The 16,141-nt window shown below is 59.3% G+C and carries 15 protein-coding genes; 13 read left to right on the forward strand and 2 right to left on the reverse strand.

The genetic code is table 11. The features are described 5' to 3' along the window. The 13 genes from mutL (at position 1) to pta (ending at position 13,790) form a co-directional block, all read left to right on the forward strand. Positions 1 to 2,028, forward strand: a complete 2,028-nt coding sequence (gene mutL / locus Q0I19_RS03940; protein WP_294758811.1) for a DNA mismatch repair endonuclease MutL — start codon at positions 1 to 3, stop codon at positions 2,026 to 2,028. Beyond that, on the forward strand, positions 2,012 to 2,956 hold the full coding sequence (gene miaA / locus Q0I19_RS03945) for a tRNA (adenosine(37)-N6)-dimethylallyltransferase MiaA (protein WP_294758810.1): 945 nt from the start codon (positions 2,012 to 2,014) through the stop codon (positions 2,954 to 2,956). The genes mutL and miaA overlap by 17 nt, the downstream gene beginning before the upstream one ends. A gap of 33 nt (positions 2,957 to 2,989) precedes the next feature. Continuing rightward, positions 2,990 to 4,216, forward strand: coding sequence for an HlyD family efflux transporter periplasmic adaptor subunit (locus tag Q0I19_RS03950; protein ID WP_294758808.1), 1,227 nt, complete (start codon positions 2,990 to 2,992; stop codon positions 4,214 to 4,216). Positions 4,217 to 4,369: 153 nt separating this feature from the next. Further along, complete coding sequence (locus Q0I19_RS03955) at positions 4,370 to 4,819, forward strand: cell division protein SepF (protein WP_294758806.1); 450 nt, start codon at positions 4,370 to 4,372, stop codon at positions 4,817 to 4,819. Next, positions 4,803 to 5,606, forward strand: coding sequence for a YlmH/Sll1252 family protein (locus Q0I19_RS03960; protein ID WP_294758804.1), 804 nt, complete (start codon positions 4,803 to 4,805; stop codon positions 5,604 to 5,606). Before Q0I19_RS03955 ends, Q0I19_RS03960 begins: the two co-directional genes overlap by 17 nt. A gap of 56 nt (positions 5,607 to 5,662) precedes the next feature. Next, positions 5,663 to 6,610: a DivIVA domain-containing protein gene (locus Q0I19_RS03965; RefSeq protein ID WP_294758802.1), complete on the forward strand. Its 948-nt coding sequence runs from the start codon at positions 5,663 to 5,665 to the stop codon at positions 6,608 to 6,610. Between the two features lie 104 nt (positions 6,611 to 6,714). Next, on the forward strand, positions 6,715 to 9,489 hold the full coding sequence (gene ileS / locus Q0I19_RS03970; protein WP_294758800.1) for an isoleucine--tRNA ligase: 2,775 nt from the start codon (positions 6,715 to 6,717) through the stop codon (positions 9,487 to 9,489). A gap of 61 nt (positions 9,490 to 9,550) precedes the next feature. After that, positions 9,551 to 10,060 carry a signal peptidase II gene (gene lspA, locus Q0I19_RS03975; RefSeq protein WP_294758798.1) on the forward strand — a complete coding sequence of 170 codons (510 nt, stop codon included), beginning with the start codon at positions 9,551 to 9,553 and terminating at the stop codon, positions 10,058 to 10,060. Then, positions 10,047 to 10,979 (forward strand): RluA family pseudouridine synthase, encoded by a 933-nt coding sequence (locus Q0I19_RS03980; RefSeq protein ID WP_294758797.1) that lies wholly within the window; start codon positions 10,047 to 10,049, stop codon positions 10,977 to 10,979. Before lspA ends, Q0I19_RS03980 begins: the two co-directional genes overlap by 14 nt. After that, positions 10,976 to 11,806 carry an HAD family hydrolase gene (locus tag Q0I19_RS03985; protein WP_294758795.1) on the forward strand — a complete coding sequence of 277 codons (831 nt, stop codon included), beginning with the start codon at positions 10,976 to 10,978 and terminating at the stop codon, positions 11,804 to 11,806. Before Q0I19_RS03980 ends, Q0I19_RS03985 begins: the two co-directional genes overlap by 4 nt. 18 nt (positions 11,807 to 11,824) lie before the next feature. Then, positions 11,825 to 12,298 (forward strand): PTS sugar transporter subunit IIA, encoded by a 474-nt coding sequence (locus Q0I19_RS03990; RefSeq protein WP_294758793.1) that lies wholly within the window; start codon positions 11,825 to 11,827, stop codon positions 12,296 to 12,298. 8 nt (positions 12,299 to 12,306) lie between these two features. Continuing rightward, positions 12,307 to 12,561 carry a DUF1294 domain-containing protein gene (locus Q0I19_RS03995; RefSeq protein ID WP_366012364.1) on the forward strand — a complete coding sequence of 85 codons (255 nt, stop codon included), beginning with the start codon at positions 12,307 to 12,309 and terminating at the stop codon, positions 12,559 to 12,561. A gap of 263 nt (positions 12,562 to 12,824) precedes the next feature. Continuing rightward, positions 12,825 to 13,790, forward strand: a complete 966-nt coding sequence (pta, locus tag Q0I19_RS04000; protein ID WP_294758791.1) for a phosphate acetyltransferase — start codon at positions 12,825 to 12,827, stop codon at positions 13,788 to 13,790. A 107-nt stretch (positions 13,791 to 13,897) separates the two neighbouring features. Here pta and Q0I19_RS04005 read toward each other — a convergent pair whose 3' ends face one another. Together Q0I19_RS04005 and pyk are read right to left on the reverse strand one after the other, a co-directional pair. Next, entirely contained in the window at positions 13,898 to 14,359 is a 462-nt protein-coding gene (locus Q0I19_RS04005) for an S-ribosylhomocysteine lyase (RefSeq protein ID WP_294758789.1), read from the reverse strand. Positions 14,360 to 14,370: 11 nt separating this feature from the next. Continuing rightward, a complete protein-coding gene (pyk, locus tag Q0I19_RS04010) occupies positions 14,371 to 16,116 on the reverse strand; it encodes a pyruvate kinase (RefSeq protein ID WP_294758787.1) in 1,746 nt (581 codons plus the stop codon). Positions 16,117 to 16,141: the final 25 nt, after the last annotated feature.

A 16,141-nucleotide genomic window follows, 5' to 3' on the forward strand; every position in this document is an offset into this window, starting at 1 on the left:
ATGGCGGAAATTCGTGTGCTGGATAAGCATACCGCAGAGCTGATCGCTGCGGGCGAGGTCGTAGAGCGCCCGGCTTCGGTGGCAAAGGAATTGCTGGAAAACTCCATCGATGCAGGGGCAACGCAGATCAGCCTTGCGATAGAACGCGGCGGCATACGCCAGCTGCAGATCGTGGATAACGGTAGCGGCATCGAGCCGCAGTACATCGACAAGGCGTTTATCCGCCATGCCACCAGCAAAATTGCTACGGCAGACGATCTGGGGCATATCCACACGCTGGGCTTTCGCGGCGAGGCATTGGCCTCCATTGCAAGCGTGGCGCGTGTGGAGGTCGTGACCCGCACCGAAAACGACGAGTTTGCCTGTGTTTACCGCATTGCGGGCGGGGAAGAACAGGGGATAGAGCCGGGCGCGCGCGCCGTGGGTACGACCATCACGGTCAATGACCTGTTTTACAACACCCCTGCCCGCATGAAGTTCCTAAAAAAGGACGCCAGCGAGGGTACCTTTGTATCCGAGACCGTGCTGCACGCGGCGCTTTCCCACCCGGAAATCAGCTTCCGCTTTACCAAGGACGGCAAGCAGCAGTTTATCACCCCCGGTGACGGCAGCCTGCGCAGTGCCGTGTACGCGGTGCTGGGGCGGGAATTTGCCCGCGATCTGCTGGATGTGGACGGCGGGGACGAGCTGTACCATGTGACGGGGCTTGTCACGCCGCCGCGTGCCTGCCGTGCCAGCCGCGGCGCACAGCACTTTTTCGTGAACGGACGCTATGTCAAAAACCGCACGATGATGGCGGCGCTCGAAAACGCCTACAAGGGTACCGTTATGCAGGGCAAATTCCCCGGCGGTGTGCTGATGCTTACGATGCCCGCCGATTTGGTGGACGTCAACGTGCATCCTGCCAAGACGGAAATTCGCTTTGCGAGGGAGAGCGACGTGTTCGACGCGGTATATCGTGCCGTGCGCAGCGCCTTGGCAACGCCGGGCAGCGGCGAGTGCCGCTTTGAGATGGGGCACACCGCACCTGAGGAACCTAAGGCGGCGGCACCGTCCCCGATATCTGCAGCACCTGCCCGGACGGCGCGGCCCGTGCCCCCGCCGAAAACGGACGGGTTCAAGACGGTATCTGCCGCTGAGTACCGCGCCATGGCCGGGCTGGTCAGGGATATCCCGGCGCGTAAGCTGCCGGACACGGCCGCAGCGCTGACGGTCGAAAGCGAAAAGCCGACCTATCAGGTGGAAGCCCGCCCTGTCACGCCCCTGGCACCGCTGGCATCGATGACAGGGGAGGAGTCGGTGCTGGATATCCTGCCCGATATCCCCGAAACGGAGAAAACGTCCGCCCCGCAGCAGCCTGCCCCGGCGGAAATTGTGCCGCAGCCGGAACCCGAGCAGACCGCGCTGAGCGCCCTGCCGCAGGCAGAGCAGACAACGCTGACCCCGCCCCCGGCAAGCGAGGAACTGCGCCTTGTAGGCGAGGTGTTTAAGACCTACATCATTACCGAACGCGGCAGCGAGCTGTGCCTGATCGACAAGCATGCCGCGCACGAGCGCATCCTGTTTGAAAAGCTCGCCAAGGACTACGGCAATGTGGCGGCGCAGATGCTGCTGGTGCCCGTGCAGGTCAACCTGACGGCGGCCGAAAAGCTGGCGGTTTTGCAGAACACCGAGCTTTTGGCAGATGCAGGTGTTGAGGTCGAGGATTTCGGCGGTGCCACCGTGGTGGTGCGCGCCGTGCCCGCGGACGTGGCGGTCGACGATGTTGAGGATATGCTTACCGAACTGGCGGCCCATTTGGCCGAGGGCGGGCGCGATGCCCTGCGCGAAAAGACCGAGTGGGTGCTTCATTCCATCGCCTGCCGCGCCGCCATCAAGGCGGGCGACCGCACCGGCAGCGCCGAAATGCTGGCGCTGGCACAGAAAATTATGGACGGAACGGTGCCGCCGTTCTGCCCCCACGGCCGCCCCTGCGTGTTGAAATTGACCCGGAAGGAGCTGGAAAAGCAGTTTGGCAGACTTGTGTAATTTGCCCCGTATGGTAGCCATCGGCGGACCGACCGCCACAGGCAAGACGGCCTTGTCGGTTGCCTTGGCAAAGGAATTCGGCGGCGAGGTCGTCAACGCCGACTCCATGCAGATCTACCAAGGGCTGGACGTCGGCACCGCCAAGCCCACCGCCGAGGAACGGCAGGGCATACCCCACCATCTCATGGACTTTCTGCCGCCCGAAGCACCGTACAGCGTAGCAGATTTTACCGCCGCCGCGGCGCCGCTGATCGAACAACTGAACCGTGCGGGCAAGCTGCCCATTGTAACGGGCGGTACGGGATTGTACGTTACCAGCCTTATCAAGGGTACGTCCTTTGCGCCCGAAAAAACCGACCCTGCCATCCGCGCGCGGCTGCAAGCCGAGGCCGAGGAGCAGGGAAGTGACGCCCTGTATGCGCGTCTGCAGCAGATTGACCCTGCCTACGCCGAAAAGCTGCACCCCAACAACCTGCCCCGTGTTATCCGTGCGCTGGAATTGTATGAGGCCACCGGCCGCCGCATGAGCGAGCAGCAGCGTGCGGCATTGGCCGCAGAACCGCCGTACCGTGCGCTGTGCATCTGCCTGACCTGCCGCGACCGCGCGGAGCTATACCGCCGCATCGACCGCCGTGTGGACAGTATGCTGCAAAACGGCGTGCTGGAGGAGGCAAAGCTCGTCTACGATAACCGCGAAACCTACCGCACGGCGGCACAGGCCATCGGCTACAAGGAATTTTTCCCGTATTTTGCGGGGGAAATGTCCCTGAACGATTGTGCAAACCGCCTGAAACAGGCAACCCGCAACTATGCAAAACGCCAATTGACCTGGTTCAAACACCAGGCTGACGGTGTGTGGCTGTATGTGGACGAGGAACCGCCCCTGCCGCGCGCCGCAGAGCTGGTGCGGGAATTTCTGCAAAGATAAATAAGGGCGCTGCCGCCCGTGAAAGGAGTGTCTATGCCCCAAAACAAAAGTATTCCCAGAAAGACGCTGCAAATTGTGGGCATGGTGCTTCTGGCTGTTGTTACGCTGTATATTGCCGTGCAGTTCTATGTGATCTTCAATCAGTCCTACAAAACCGAGATGGCAATTCGCTATACCATGTCGGACAGCGTTTCCCTGCAGGGCGTTGTCTATTTTGATGCCGTAAAGGTGCAGGGCAGCGGGGATTTGGGCTACCTTGTGTCGGACGGGGAGCGCGTGACAAACGGCACCGTTGTGGCCGAGTGTTACACCGAAAGTTCTCAGGGGCTTCTGCGCGAGAGGCTGGATCGTCTGCACCGCACCATCAACCTGTTGACCAAGTCCCAGAATTCCACAGGCAGTGATTTGTCGGTGCTGACCAACCAGACGCATCAGGCCCTTTACAACCTGCTGGATAAGCTGGACACGGCGCAGTACAGCGGCATCACCGATGCCGAGGATGAGTTCCTGCAGGCGCAGAACCGTCTGCAGGTCAGTACGGGCCAGGTCAGCGGCTTTGACAATACCATCGAGGCATTGCAGGAGGAATACAACGAGATCAAGGCAAAGCTCGATACTCTGCAAACGGTAAAGGCCACCACCAACGGTTACTTTACAGGCACGGACGCTATGCCCACGGTGGCCGTGGACGGAAAAACGCTGGAACAGGCCGATGCCGCTGCCCTGCAGGAAATTCTGGCAAACGGGCTGCCTGCCGCCGACACTGCCGACTGCGCAGGGCAGATCGCCACGGGTTTCGGCTGGCTGTTCTATACCGTATGCGATGCCGAGACTGCGGCCCGGTTTGAAAACGTCGGCACGGTGGGCATCAGTATTCCGGGCAAGCAGAACACCCCGCTGAGCGCCACCGTCAGGGAATTGACCCTGGATAAAGAGACCGGCCTGGCCAAGCTCGTTCTGGAATGTCAGACCGTGAACGTCGACATTCTGGCGCTGGGCATAGAAACAGCCCGCATTGACCTGAAAACCTATGAGGGCATCCGTCTGGACAAAGCCGCCATGCATATCGTGGAGGGTAACCGCGGCGTCTATGTAAAATACGGCAACCTGCAGAAGTTCTTGAAAATCACCATCTTGTATGAGGATGAAAATTATATCCTGATCCCGGCGGACGGAAAGCTGGGCACCGACAACGAGGTGCGCCTGTATGATGAGATCATCGTGCAGGGCAAAAACCTGCAGGACGGAAAGCTGATTTGATTTATACAGCAAAAAGCACGTCTTTCGCTGGTTTTTTGCCGTGTCTCTCTTGACATTCTTGCAAAAAAAGCAGATAATATTTAATGTATATTGCTGTAATTCTGCGCGGCTGCCGAAAGGCTGTGCCGCGTAGCCCCAAAGGAGAAACCCACTATGTCTATGTTCGACAATTTGAGAAGTAAGCTTGGCATTGACTCGGAAGCCGATTCTTATGTAGATGATACCGAGGACGAGATCTTCCCCGGCGGACAGGGCGCTGCCGCAGCGGAATATGACCAGCGGGAGGCAAAGCAGCACAGCAACAAGGTGGTCAACATCAACGCTACCACCCAGCTGCAGGTCGTACTGGTCAAGCCGGAGCGCTTTGAGGATGCTTCTACCATTGCCGATCAGCTCAACGCAAAACACACGGTCGTGCTGAACCTGGAATCCACCAGCAAGGAAGTGTCCCGCCGTCTGATCGACTTTCTGTCCGGTGTGGCGTATGCCAACAACGGTCAAATCAAGCGTGTGGCTACCAGCACCTTCATCATTACCCCTTATAACGTGGATCTGATGGGGGATCTGATCGACGAGCTGGAGAACAATGGTGTATTCTTCTGATCCGCAGACAGCGGTGCGCGGGTTTATCCCGCCGCAAAATGACGACGAACGCCGCCTGATGCGCCGCATTGAGGAGCTTTGCCGCATTGCGCAGGAACGGGAGATCCCCCGCTATACGGGGTTTCTTTCCGACCGTGAGCAGGTTCTGGCAAGCGCCGCCTGCCGCCGCGCGGGATGTACCTGCACCCGCTTTTGGGGCGGCTTTGCGGATGCCGAGCGCAGGGTTCTGTGCATAGAACCGCCTGATTCCTGGCAGGAGGAACCGCTGGCAGTGTTGAAATTCACCGCCTGCGGCGATGCCGCCCCGACGCATCGGGATTACCTCGGTGCGGTTTTGGGCTTGGGGCTGGATCGCGCCTGCCTGGGGGATCTTTTGCAGGACCCCGAAAAGCCGACGGTGTTTTACGCCATCGTCCTGCAGGACAAGGCGAAATTCATCGCCGCCGAGCTGACCGGTGCCGGGCGCGCCACGGTGAGAACCGAACTGTGCGATGCCCTGCCGCCCGATTTAAGCGCGGGCGTTGTGCGTGAACTGCACGAGGCTACCGTGCCGTCCCTGCGGGCAGATGCCGTATTGGCCGCCATGATGCACACCTCGCGCACCAAGGCAGCCGAGTACATTGCCGCAGGGCGGGTCGAAATCAACCACCTGCCGCTGCGCGCCGCCCATGAGACTGCCTACACAGGGGATATCTTCACCGTGCGCGGCGCGGGCCGCTTTCGGCTGCAGGCTATCGGCGGAAAAAGCCGCAAGGACCGTCAATTTATTACCTATTTCCAATACTGATGCACCCGCGCCAAGGCGGGTAAATTTAGGGCTGCGCCCGTAAACAGGAGGAAATTATGATCACTTCTGAGGATGTCCGCCGCGTCATGTTTGACAAGTGTATGCGCGGCTACCGCTGCGAGGATGTGGACGACTATCTGAAGCAGGTAGCGGAGAGTATGGATGCGTTGTCGGCGCAAAACGAGGAGCTGCAAAAAAAGCTGCTGGTGCTGGCTCAGCGTATTGACCAGTACCGCGCCGAGGAGGATACCCTGCGCACTACGATGATCAACGCACAGCGTTTGGGTGAAAACGTGATACGGGAGGCCAAGCAGAAGGCGGCGGAGATCCTGCGCGAGGCGAACATCAAGGCCGAGGATCGCGAGCAGCGCGCCAAGGACGATGTCGAGCTGGCGCGTCAGGAGGTCGTCACCTTAAAAAGCGAGGCGGACAGTTTCAAGCGCGGCTTGATGGATATGTACCGCAAGCATATCAACCTCATCAGCAAGCTGCCGGATTACAGCCCCGCTGCGCAGGAAACCCCGGCGCCCGCCCCCGTTGAGGCACAGCCGGAGCCGGCCGTTGCGCCGGTGCCTGCTGCCGAACCCGCCCCGGAGCCTGTCTACACGGCTCCGGCAGAGCCGGAACCGCAGACTCAACCGCAGCCCGTGCCCCAGCCGGAGGTCGCACCCGAACCTGAGCCGCAGCCGGCCCCGGTATATTATGAGCCGGTCGAATCGGCGGAGCCTGCCCCCGCCGACGGCGAGAAGGCAGACACGGTGGAGTTTGCCATTGACAGCCACCTGAAGGATCCGACGGAGGATATGCAAGATAACCGCTTCCAGGCGGTATCGGGCTTGTACGACGAGGAAGACCCTCAGCCCGCCGCCCCTGCGCGCAAACCCCGCAAATCCGCGCCGCGCCGCGCGCCGCGTAAGACCCGCAGCGCGCCCGCTACCCAGCCGCAGGGGGAATTGAACTCCCCGGCATTTGACAATTTTGAAGGCGTTGATTTTGACAGCTGACCCAGGGTCGGCTGGCAAGATAAACATATATAAAGAACCCCGCCCGTCTCGGCCCAGGCCCCGCGGTGCGAACCCAAACTTACAATAGAGGAGAGTTGGAAACTTTGCCGCAGAACTACAACGACACCATCCATAAGATGCAGACCCCGTTTGAAATGCGCGCCGGTCTGCCCAAGAAAGAACCCAAAATGCTGGAGGACTGGCAGAAGAACCACGTCTACGAGCAGATGATCAAGAACAACGAGGGCAAGCCCCAGTACATTCTGCACGACGGCCCTCCGTATGCCAACGGCAACATTCACATGGGCACGGCGCTGAATAAGATCATCAAGGACATCATCATCCGCTATAAGAACATGTCCGGCTTCCAGGCCCCGTATGTGCCCGGCTACGACACCCACGGTCTGCCCATTGAGCTGAAAGCTCTCAGCTCTCTGGGTGACAAGAAATCCGGCGTTTCCAAGCTGGAGCTGCGCCAGATCTGCAAGGAGTTCGCCACCGAGCATATCGACGTTATGAACGAGCAGTTCCAGCGTCTGGGTGTGCAGGGCGACTTCGCCAACCCCTACCTGACCCTGCGTCCCGAATTTGAGGCCCGCCAGGTCGAGATTTTCGGCGAGATGGCCAAGAAGGGCTACATCTACAAGGGCATGAAGGCCGTTTACTGGTGCCCTGAGGACCGTACCGCCCTGGCTGAGGCGGAGATCGAGTACGCCGAGGACGAGTGCGATTCCATCTATGTCCGCTTTAAGCTGACCGGCGATGCCAAGGGTGTGCTGGCCAAGCACAATATCCCGCTGGAAAAGGCATGGATCGTCATCTGGACCACCACCACCTGGACCCTGCCCGCCAACGTTGCCACCTGCCTGAACCCCAACCTGGAATACGCCTTTGTCAAGATCGGCGACGAGTACCATATCATGGCTGCCGGTCTGGTGGAAGCCACCATGAAGGGCTGCCATATTGACGAGTACGAGATCCTGCCCGAAACCGTTCTGGGCAGTGAGCTGGAACTGATGGAGTACAAGCACCCCTTCCTGGATCGCACGGGTCTGGTGATTTTGGGTGACCACGTCACGCTGGAAGGCGGCACCGGTTGCGTCCATACCGCCCCCGGCCACGGCGTTGAGGACTTTGAGGTCTGCGTCAACCACTATCCCCAGCTGCCCGTTGTCGTGCCCGTCGATGAGGCAGGCCGCCTGACCGAGGAGGCCGGTGCCGAGTTTGCCGGCTTGAAGGTGTGGACTGCCAACAAGGTCATTCTGGAGCATATCAAGGAAAGCGGCCACCTGATGGGCGTGCAGCACATCACCCACCAGTACCCGCATTGCTGGCGCTGCCATCATCCCATCATTTTCCGCGCGACCGAGCAGTGGTTCTGCTCCATTGACGCCTTCAAGGAGGATGTCTACAAAGCCATCGACAGTGTAAAGTGGCAGCCCGCTTGGGGTCACGACCGTATGGCGGGCATGGTGCGCGACCGCAGCGACTGGTGCATCAGCCGCCAGCGCGTCTGGGGCGTGCCCATCCCGGTATTCTACTGCAAGAAGTGCGGCAAGTACCACATCACCGATGCCTCCATCAAGGCTGTGTCCGACCTGTTCCGCAGCGAGGGCAGCGATGCCTGGTACAAGTACGATGCCAACGAGATCATGCCCAAGGGCGAGGTCTGCGAGTGCGGTGCCTCCGACTGGGAGAAGGATCCCGACATCATGGACGTCTGGTTTGACTCCGGCTCTACCTGGAGTGCTGTCTGCCGTGAGCGTCCCGAGCTGCGCTGGCCCGTCGATATGTATATGGAAGGCGCCGACCAGTTCCGCGGCTGGTTCCAGTCCAGCCTGCTGACCAGCGTTGCCACGCAGGGCGTTGCCCCGTACCGTGAGGTGCTGTGCCACGGCTGGGTCGTCGATGCCCAGGGCAAGCAGATGCACAAATCTGCCGGCAACGGCATGGAGCCTGCCGAGATCATCCGTGATTACGGCGCCGATATCATCCGCCTGTGGGTCGCCTCCAGCGACTATACCGTCGATGTCCGCGCCGGCAAGGAAATCTTCCGCCAGTTGAGCGAGGCTTACCGCAAAATGCGCAACACAGCGCGCTTTATGCTGGGCAACATCAACGATTTTGACCCCGCCAAGGATATGGTGGCGGACGACCAGCTGTTTGAGATTGACCGCTGGGCGCTGGAAGCCTGCAACAAGCTGACCGCCAACCTGCGCGACGCTTACGAGCATTACGATTTCAGCCGCGCCTACCACGCGCTGTACAACTTCTGCGTCATTGATATGTCCAACTTCTATATGGACGTCATCAAGGATCGCCTGTACTGCGCCGACGACCATGCCCGCCGCTGCGCACAGAGCGCACTGTACCGGATTTTGGTGGACTTCACCAAGCTGCTCAGCCCCATCCTGTGCTTCACCAGCCAGGAAATCTGGAGCTATGTGCCCAAGCTGCCCGGCATGAAGGACTATGTCGTGTTTGAGCAGATGCCGGAGGTCAAGCCCTGCGCCGATGAGGCCTTTACCGCCAAGTGGGACAAGATCATGGCTATTCGTGACGATGTCAAGAAGGTTCTGGAACAGGCTCGTGCCGATAAGGTCATCGGTTCGGCTCTGGAAGCCCGCCTGACGCTGTACTGCTCCAAGGAGCTGTATGACTTCCTGAATGTCATCCCCATGGATGAACTGGCGGACCTGTTCATCGTGTCCAAGGTCGACCTCGTCGAGGGCGAGGGCGGCGTCAAGGGTCTGGTCGAGGGTCTTGGTGCTGCTGCCGAACACGCGGCAGGCGACAAGTGCCAGCGCTGCTGGAAGTATGAGCCTTCCGTTGGCGAAAACGGTCTGTGCCCGCGCTGCGCCAGCGTCCTGGGTCTGTAATTTATTCTTCAGCGGTGCTTATAATAGGTAAGCACCGCTGATTTTTTAGTATAGGTGTTCTATGATTTTTGGTATTGTTTCGGTTCTGGCGGCGGTTGCTTTGGTGGCCGTTGACCAGGCTATTAAGCTGTGGGCCTCGGCCAATTTGCAGCCGGTCGGGGCTATGCCGGTTTTGCCCGGCATTGTGGAGCTGCGGTTTTGCCTGAATGACGGCATGGCGTTTTCCATGCTGGCGGGCAAGCAGGCGCTGTTGATCGGGGTGACTTCCCTTATGCTGCTGGCGGTGCTCATCATGCTGTTTGTGCGCAAAATGCCCCCGGCAGAGCGCATAGCCTGGACGCTTGTGCTGGGCGGCGGCGTGGGGAATCTCGTCGACCGTGTGCTCAACGGCGTGGTGGTGGATTACATCAACGTGCTGTTTATGAACTTTGCCATCTTCAATTTTGCGGATATCTGCGTCTGTGTGGGTGTGGCGCTGCTGATACTTGCGGCGCTGTGGGAAACCCGCCAAGACGAAAAAGCCGCAAAAGCCGGCCAACAAAAGGAAACCGATGCCCATGAAGCCGATTGAACTGGTAGCTGATTCCCAAAGTTCGGGACGTCTGGATGCCTGGCTGGCGGCACAGTGCGGCGAGCTTTCCCGCACGGCGGTGCAGAATCTGATCGAGCAGGGGGCAGTGACCGCTGACAGTGCGCCGGTCAACAAAAAGGATAAGGTGCGCCCCGGCGCGGTCTATCGTGTCGAGGTGCCTGACCCCGCGCCCATTGAGGCGCAGCCCCAGGATATTCCGCTGGAAATCGTCTACGAGGACGATGACCTGCTGGTGGTCAACAAGCCCAAGGGCATGGTGGTGCACCCCGCACCCGGCAACCCCGATAAAACCATGGTCAACGCGCTTTTGTACCACTGCGCGGGGCGGCTTTCCGGTGTGGGGGGCGCGATACGCCCCGGCATTGTCCACCGTATCGACAAGGATACCAGCGGCCTTTTGGTGGTGGCCAAAAACGATGCCACACACCAAGCGCTGACCGAGCAGATGAGCGTACACAGCATCCACCGCGTTTACCATGCGGTGGTGTACGGCAATCTCAAGGAGGACGAGGGCTTTGTGGAAGGGTTTCTCGGCCGTGACCCCAGGGATCGCAAAAAGATGGCGGTGCTGCCGCAGGGAGCGCCCGGCACCAAGTATGCCTACACAAGCTGGCGCGTGCTGGAGCGTTTCGGTAAATTCACTTACATTGCCTGCAAGCTCAAAACCGGCCGCACCCATCAGATTCGTGTGCACATGGCATCCTTGGGTCACCCGCTGGCAGGGGACGCCGTATACGGCCCGCGCAACGTCATAAAAAGCCTGAACGGCCAGTGTCTGCATGCTAAGGAGTTGGGCTTTGTGCACCCCGCAACGGGGGAGTGGGTGCAGTTCGATTCCCCCTTGCCGCCCTATTTTACCGACTATCTGAACCGGCTAAGAAAGGAAAATCCTGTATGAGTTTTCTGCTCAGCGATACCCTTGTGGTATGTGATATGGATAATACGCTGCTTACGGCCAAGGAGGGGCTGCCCCCCTGCAACCGCACGGTGATCCAACTGTTTACCGAGATGGGCGGGCTGTTCACCGTGGCTACCGGACGCCCGCCGGAGTCCATCCGTGCGGCGCTGCCGGGCATCACGCTGTCCTCGCCTGCAATCTCCTGCAACGGTGCGCTGCTGTACGATTTTGCCGACAACACGGTGCTGCAGCGCTCGACCCTAAACCGTGAGCAGGCTACCACGGCCATTCTTGATGTGATGGAGCATTTCCCCCGCATGGGTGTGGAGGTTATGGCGGGCGACGGCGAAATGTATGTCGTGCGCGCCAACGAGACCACACACGCCCATCAGGTGGACGAGCAGCTGGGCAGCGTTGCCTGCCCGCTGGAAAATGTGCCCGACGGCTGGGTCAAGGTGGTGTTTGCCGCCGACCCCGAGAGCATCCGCAAGCTGTCGCAGTACACCAAAAACCACTATTACGGCGGGGAAAACTACTTTTCCCACACCAACAGCATCTATCTGGAAATCATGCCGGGCGGCGTCAGCAAGGCCAGCGGACTGCAAAACCTCTGTACGCTGCTGGGCAAAAACATCAAAAAAACCATCGTCATCGGTGATTATTACAACGATTTGGAGCTGATGCGTGCGGGCGGCTACGCCGTGGCTGTGGCGAACGCCCCGGCTGAAGTCAAGGCCGCTGCGGACTTTGTGACCACCTGCACCTGCTCCGAGGGTGCGGTGGGCGAGTTCCTGTACGACCTGATGGAAAAAGCAAACCGCATCTGAGAATTGCGAGGTGCCGCCATGAGAGTTACGGATTTTATGGATGCTAAGGGAATCCTGCTGCATGCCAATATCAACACCCTGCAAGACACGGTGGGGATCCTGGTGGAATTGCAGGAAGGACTGGGAGTCATTACCAACGGGACGGCCTGCTACAATGCCGCCTGCAAGCGCGAGACGATGGGCGGGACTACCGCCATCGGGCAGGGGATCGCCCTGCCGCACACGGCCAACGCCGGTGTCTGTGCGCCGGGGGTGTCGGCGGTGGTGCTGCGCCGCGGTGTGGACTGGGGCGCGCCAGACGAGCAACCTGTGGATTTGATTTTTATGGTGGCTATGCCGCCCCATAACGAGAGTCTGCACCTGCAGGTGCTGGCACGCCTTGTCAATCTGCTGCAAAAAAAGACACTGACCGATGCCTTGCGCACTGCATCCACCCCTGAACGTTTTCTGGAATTGCTCAAGAGGGCCGAGGCCGACTGCTTTGCGGAATGATGGATAAAATGTTGTGGATTTACTTGGCTGCAATGAACGCTGCAGCGTTTGTTATGATGGGTGCTGACAAGCACCGCGCTCGCAGGGGACGCTGGCGTATCTCCGAAAAGGCCCTGTTTGCCGCCGCCTTGGCGGGCGGCAGCGCGGGAGCAATTTTGGGAATGCAAATTTTTCGCCATAAGACCCGCCACCGGTATTTTGTGTGGGGCATGCCCGCGATCCTTGCCCTGCAGCTGGTGCTTTTCTGCCGCTATGCGGTGTGAAACCGGGAAATGACCCTTTATCGCATATTTTTTGCAAAACAAAGTGCGGGGCAGGCTTTGTGTAAGTTGATAAATTCGTAACAATCAGGGCTTGATATTTTATTAACTTTGCGAAATATTTTGTCGTCTGCCACAAAGTTGCACATTTGTTGCTGAAATTTTTTGAAATGTTCTATAATCTTTGCATTGGGCAAAATCGGTGCTATAATAGAAGTGCAAGCGAAGCGCAGGGTCTCTGCGCAGAATATATGGAGGTAAAAAGTATGTCCATTTTTGAGAATTTCGAAAAGAAACTGCAGGCAGAGCCCAAGTCCATCGTGTTTACCGAGGGCACCGATGCCCGCATCCTGTCCGCTGCCAGCCGCCTTGTGGCAGGCAAGACCCTGAAGGTCATTCTGCTGGGCAATGTGGAGGAAGTCAAGAAGGCAGCTGCCGAGGGCGGCTTTGCCATTGACGGTGCAGAGATCCTGGACCCTGCCAACTATGAAGGTTTTGACGAGATGGTCGCCAAGATGGTAGAACTGCGCAAGGGCAAGATGACCGATGAGCAGTGCCGTGCTGCCCTGTCCAAGGGCAACTACTTCGGCACCATGCTGGTCAAGATGGGCAAGGCTGACTGCCTGCTGGGCGGTGCAACCTACTCCACCGCCGACACTGTGCGCCCCGCGCTGCAGCTGATTAAGTGCAAGCCCGGCATCAAGTCCGTCAGCTCCTGCTTTATCCTGATGCGCGGCAATGAGAGCATCGCCATGGGCGACTGCGCCATCAACATTGACCCCACCGAGGACGAGATCGTCGAGTCCACCGTGGAGACCGCCCACACCGCCGAGGTGTTTGGCATTGATCCCCGCGTGGCGCTGCTGTCCTACTCCACCAAGGGCTCCGGCAAGGGCGAAACCGTGGACAAGATGCGCAATGCCACCCTGCGTGTGCAGGAGGCTCACCCCGAACTGAAGGTCGACGGCGAGCTGCAGTTTGACGCTGCCGTTGCCCCCGAGGTCGGCCAGCTGAAGGCACCCGGCTCCAAGGTGGCCGGCTATGCCAACACCTTTATCTTCCCCAACATCAATGCCGGCAACATCGGCTACAAGATCGCTCAGCGTCTGGGCGGTTATGAGGCTTACGGCCCCATTCTGCAGGGTCTGAATGCCCCCATCAATGACCTGTCCCGCGGCTGCAACGCCGAGGAGGTCTACAAGATGGCCCTGATTACCGCTGCCCTGATCTGATAAGATTTGTATAAGCACAGCCCCTGCGCCAAAAGCGCAGGGGCTGTTTTGCACATAGGAACAAAAAAGTACCCCGCATATCATGCGGGGTACAGGCTATATGAGCATTAGTAATGCAGATGCTCGGCGTCCAGTGCATTCAGCACGGGAACCATGGCGGCGGCCTCCGCGCGGGCGGCGATGGGGTCCAGCATCAGGTAGTTGCCGCACTCGACAGCCGAGGCGCCGGGAATATCACCGGTATACTCTGCCATCCAGGCGAAGGCATTGCGGGTCAGTTCCAGCGCTTCGGCGGGGGTCAGCCCGGTGGTCACCAGATAAAACCCGGTCAGGCAGCCCATGGGGCCGACATATACAACGCCCTTGCTGAATCGGCTGTTGCGGGCGTAGGTGGCAAACAGGTGCTCCAGTGTATGGGCGCAGGCAGGGGAGAGATAGCTGCCGTGGTTAGGGCGCTTCATGCGCACGTCCCAGGTCAGGATCTCCCCGTTGGCACCGTCCCGACGCGAAAGATACATGCCGGGCAGCAGGGTAGTGTGATCCACGCAGAAACTGGCGATACGTTCCATAAAAAGGCTCCTTATTTGGCCATGGCCTGCACAACGCCGCGGCTGCAGTCCATGGAAATCAACATGCCGTCCTGCAGGGTGCGGGTGGCGTTGGTGGCACCGATGATGACCGCCTTGTCCAGGGTCAGCCCCACAATGGCAGAGTGGCTGTTGGCACCGGCTTCCTCGGTGATGATGCCGGCAGCCTGTTTCATAAAGGGCAGGGCATCGTTGGTGGTAAAGGGCACGACCAGAATCTGGCCGGGCTTGAATTTTTTGTTGGCCTCGGCGGCGTTGCGGCAGACGCAGACCTCGCCCTTGACATTGTGGTGACCGATGCCTACACCGGCCAGCAGGGAGTTGCCTACCATGTGAACCTTAATCATGTTGGTGGTGCCGGAAACGCCAACGGGCACACCGGCGGTGACTACTACCATATCGCCGGAGGAAACAAGGCCTGCTTTCTCGGCGGCCTCCACGGACATTTCGATCAGTTCATCGGTGGAATGGGCATAGCCGATCATCAGGGGGACTACGCCGCGGTAGACGTTCATCTGGCGGCGGGTGCTTTCGTCCAGAACACAGGCAATGATGGGCACGTCGGGGCGGAAGCGGCTCAGCAAACGGGCGGTCTCGCCGCTCTTGGAGGCAGTGATGATGGCAGAGGCACCGACGTCGGCGGCAGTGGTGCAGGCTGCATGACCCACAGCGGCGCTGATGGTCATACGGGTGGATTCCGAACGGGCATGATGCACGAGGTTGTCAAAGTTGGAGTCAGCCTCGGTGGTCTCGGCAATGGCGGCCATGGCCTTCAGGGCCTCAACGGGGTACTTGCCTGCGGCGGTCTCGCCGGAAAGCATAACCGCGCCGGTGCCGTCATAGATGGCGTTGGCAACGTCGGTGATTTCCGCACGGGTGGGGCGGGGGTTGACGATCATGGAGTCCAGCATCTGGGTGGCGGTGATGCAGATCTTGCCGGCGCTCATGGCGCGGTCGATCAGATGTTTCTGGATAGAGGGGATCTCGGCGTAGTCGATTTCAACGCCCATGTCGCCGCGGGCAACCATGATGCCGTCGGCAACGGTCAGGATCTCGTCAATGTTGTCGATGCCCTCCTGGTTCTCGATCTTGGCGATGATGCGCATGCTGCAATTATGGTCGTCCAGAACGTGGCGAATTTCCATAATATCCTGGGCATTGCGGGTAAAGCTCGCAGAGATCAAATCAAAGCCCTGCTCAATGCCGAACAGGATATCGTTGCGGTCACGCTGGCTCATGTAGGGCATGGACAGGTGAACACCGGGCACATTTACACCCTTTTTGGTTTTGATAACGCCGTCGTTTTTGACGGTGCAGACAATATCGGTACCCTCAACGGCGTCGATGGCCAGTTCGATCAGGCCGTCGTCCAGCATGATGCGGCCACCGGGCTGCACGTCGCGGGGCAGGTCCTTATAGGTGATGGAGCAGATTTCATTGCTGCCCTCTACATCGCGGGAGGTCAGGGTGAACTTCTGCCCGGCCACCAGCTTTTCGGTGCCGTTGGCAAAGGTGCCCAGACGAATCTCGGGGCCTTTGGTGTCCAGCATGGCGGCCACAGGCAGATCCAGTTCCTGAGCCAGAGAACGCAGCATACGGTAACGGCCCGCGTGCTCCTCGTAGTCACCGTGGGAGAAGTTAAAACGGGCGACGTTCATACCGTTTTCCAGCAGCTGACGCAAAATGCCGGGCTTATCGGTGGAAGGGCCCATAGTACAAACAATTTTCGTTTTACGCATGAGAAATAACCTCCTGAGTATTCAA

The sequence above is a fragment of the uncultured Gemmiger sp. genome (assembly GCF_934561205.1).
Lineage (GTDB): Bacteria > Bacillota > Clostridia > Oscillospirales > Ruminococcaceae > Gemmiger.

Bases quoted from the DNA above. Each gene is read 5' to 3' on its own strand.
- pyk (WP_294758787.1), bottom strand. From the start codon at position 16,116: ATGCGTAAAACGAAAATTGTTTGTACTATGGGCCCTTCCACCGATAAG.
- Q0I19_RS04005 (WP_294758789.1), bottom strand. From the start codon at position 14,359: ATGGAACGTATCGCCAGTTTCTGCGTGGATCACACTACCCTGCTGCCC.
- Q0I19_RS03950 (WP_294758808.1), top strand. From the start codon at position 2,990: ATGCCCCAAAACAAAAGTATTCCCAGAAAGACGCTGCAAATTGTGGGC.
- lspA (WP_294758798.1), top strand. From the start codon at position 9,551: ATGATTTTTGGTATTGTTTCGGTTCTGGCGGCGGTTGCTTTGGTGGCC.
- Q0I19_RS03990 (WP_294758793.1), top strand. From the start codon at position 11,825: ATGAGAGTTACGGATTTTATGGATGCTAAGGGAATCCTGCTGCATGCC.
- Q0I19_RS03960 (WP_294758804.1), top strand. From the start codon at position 4,803: ATGGTGTATTCTTCTGATCCGCAGACAGCGGTGCGCGGGTTTATCCCG.
- mutL (WP_294758811.1), top strand. From the start codon at position 1: ATGGCGGAAATTCGTGTGCTGGATAAGCATACCGCAGAGCTGATCGCT.
- Q0I19_RS03955 (WP_294758806.1), top strand. From the start codon at position 4,370: ATGTCTATGTTCGACAATTTGAGAAGTAAGCTTGGCATTGACTCGGAA.
- Q0I19_RS03995 (WP_366012364.1), top strand. From the start codon at position 12,307: ATGTTGTGGATTTACTTGGCTGCAATGAACGCTGCAGCGTTTGTTATG.
- Q0I19_RS03985 (WP_294758795.1), top strand. From the start codon at position 10,976: ATGAGTTTTCTGCTCAGCGATACCCTTGTGGTATGTGATATGGATAAT.
- Q0I19_RS03980 (WP_294758797.1), top strand. From the start codon at position 10,047: ATGAAGCCGATTGAACTGGTAGCTGATTCCCAAAGTTCGGGACGTCTG.
- pta (WP_294758791.1), top strand. From the start codon at position 12,825: ATGTCCATTTTTGAGAATTTCGAAAAGAAACTGCAGGCAGAGCCCAAG.
- Q0I19_RS03965 (WP_294758802.1), top strand. From the start codon at position 5,663: ATGATCACTTCTGAGGATGTCCGCCGCGTCATGTTTGACAAGTGTATG.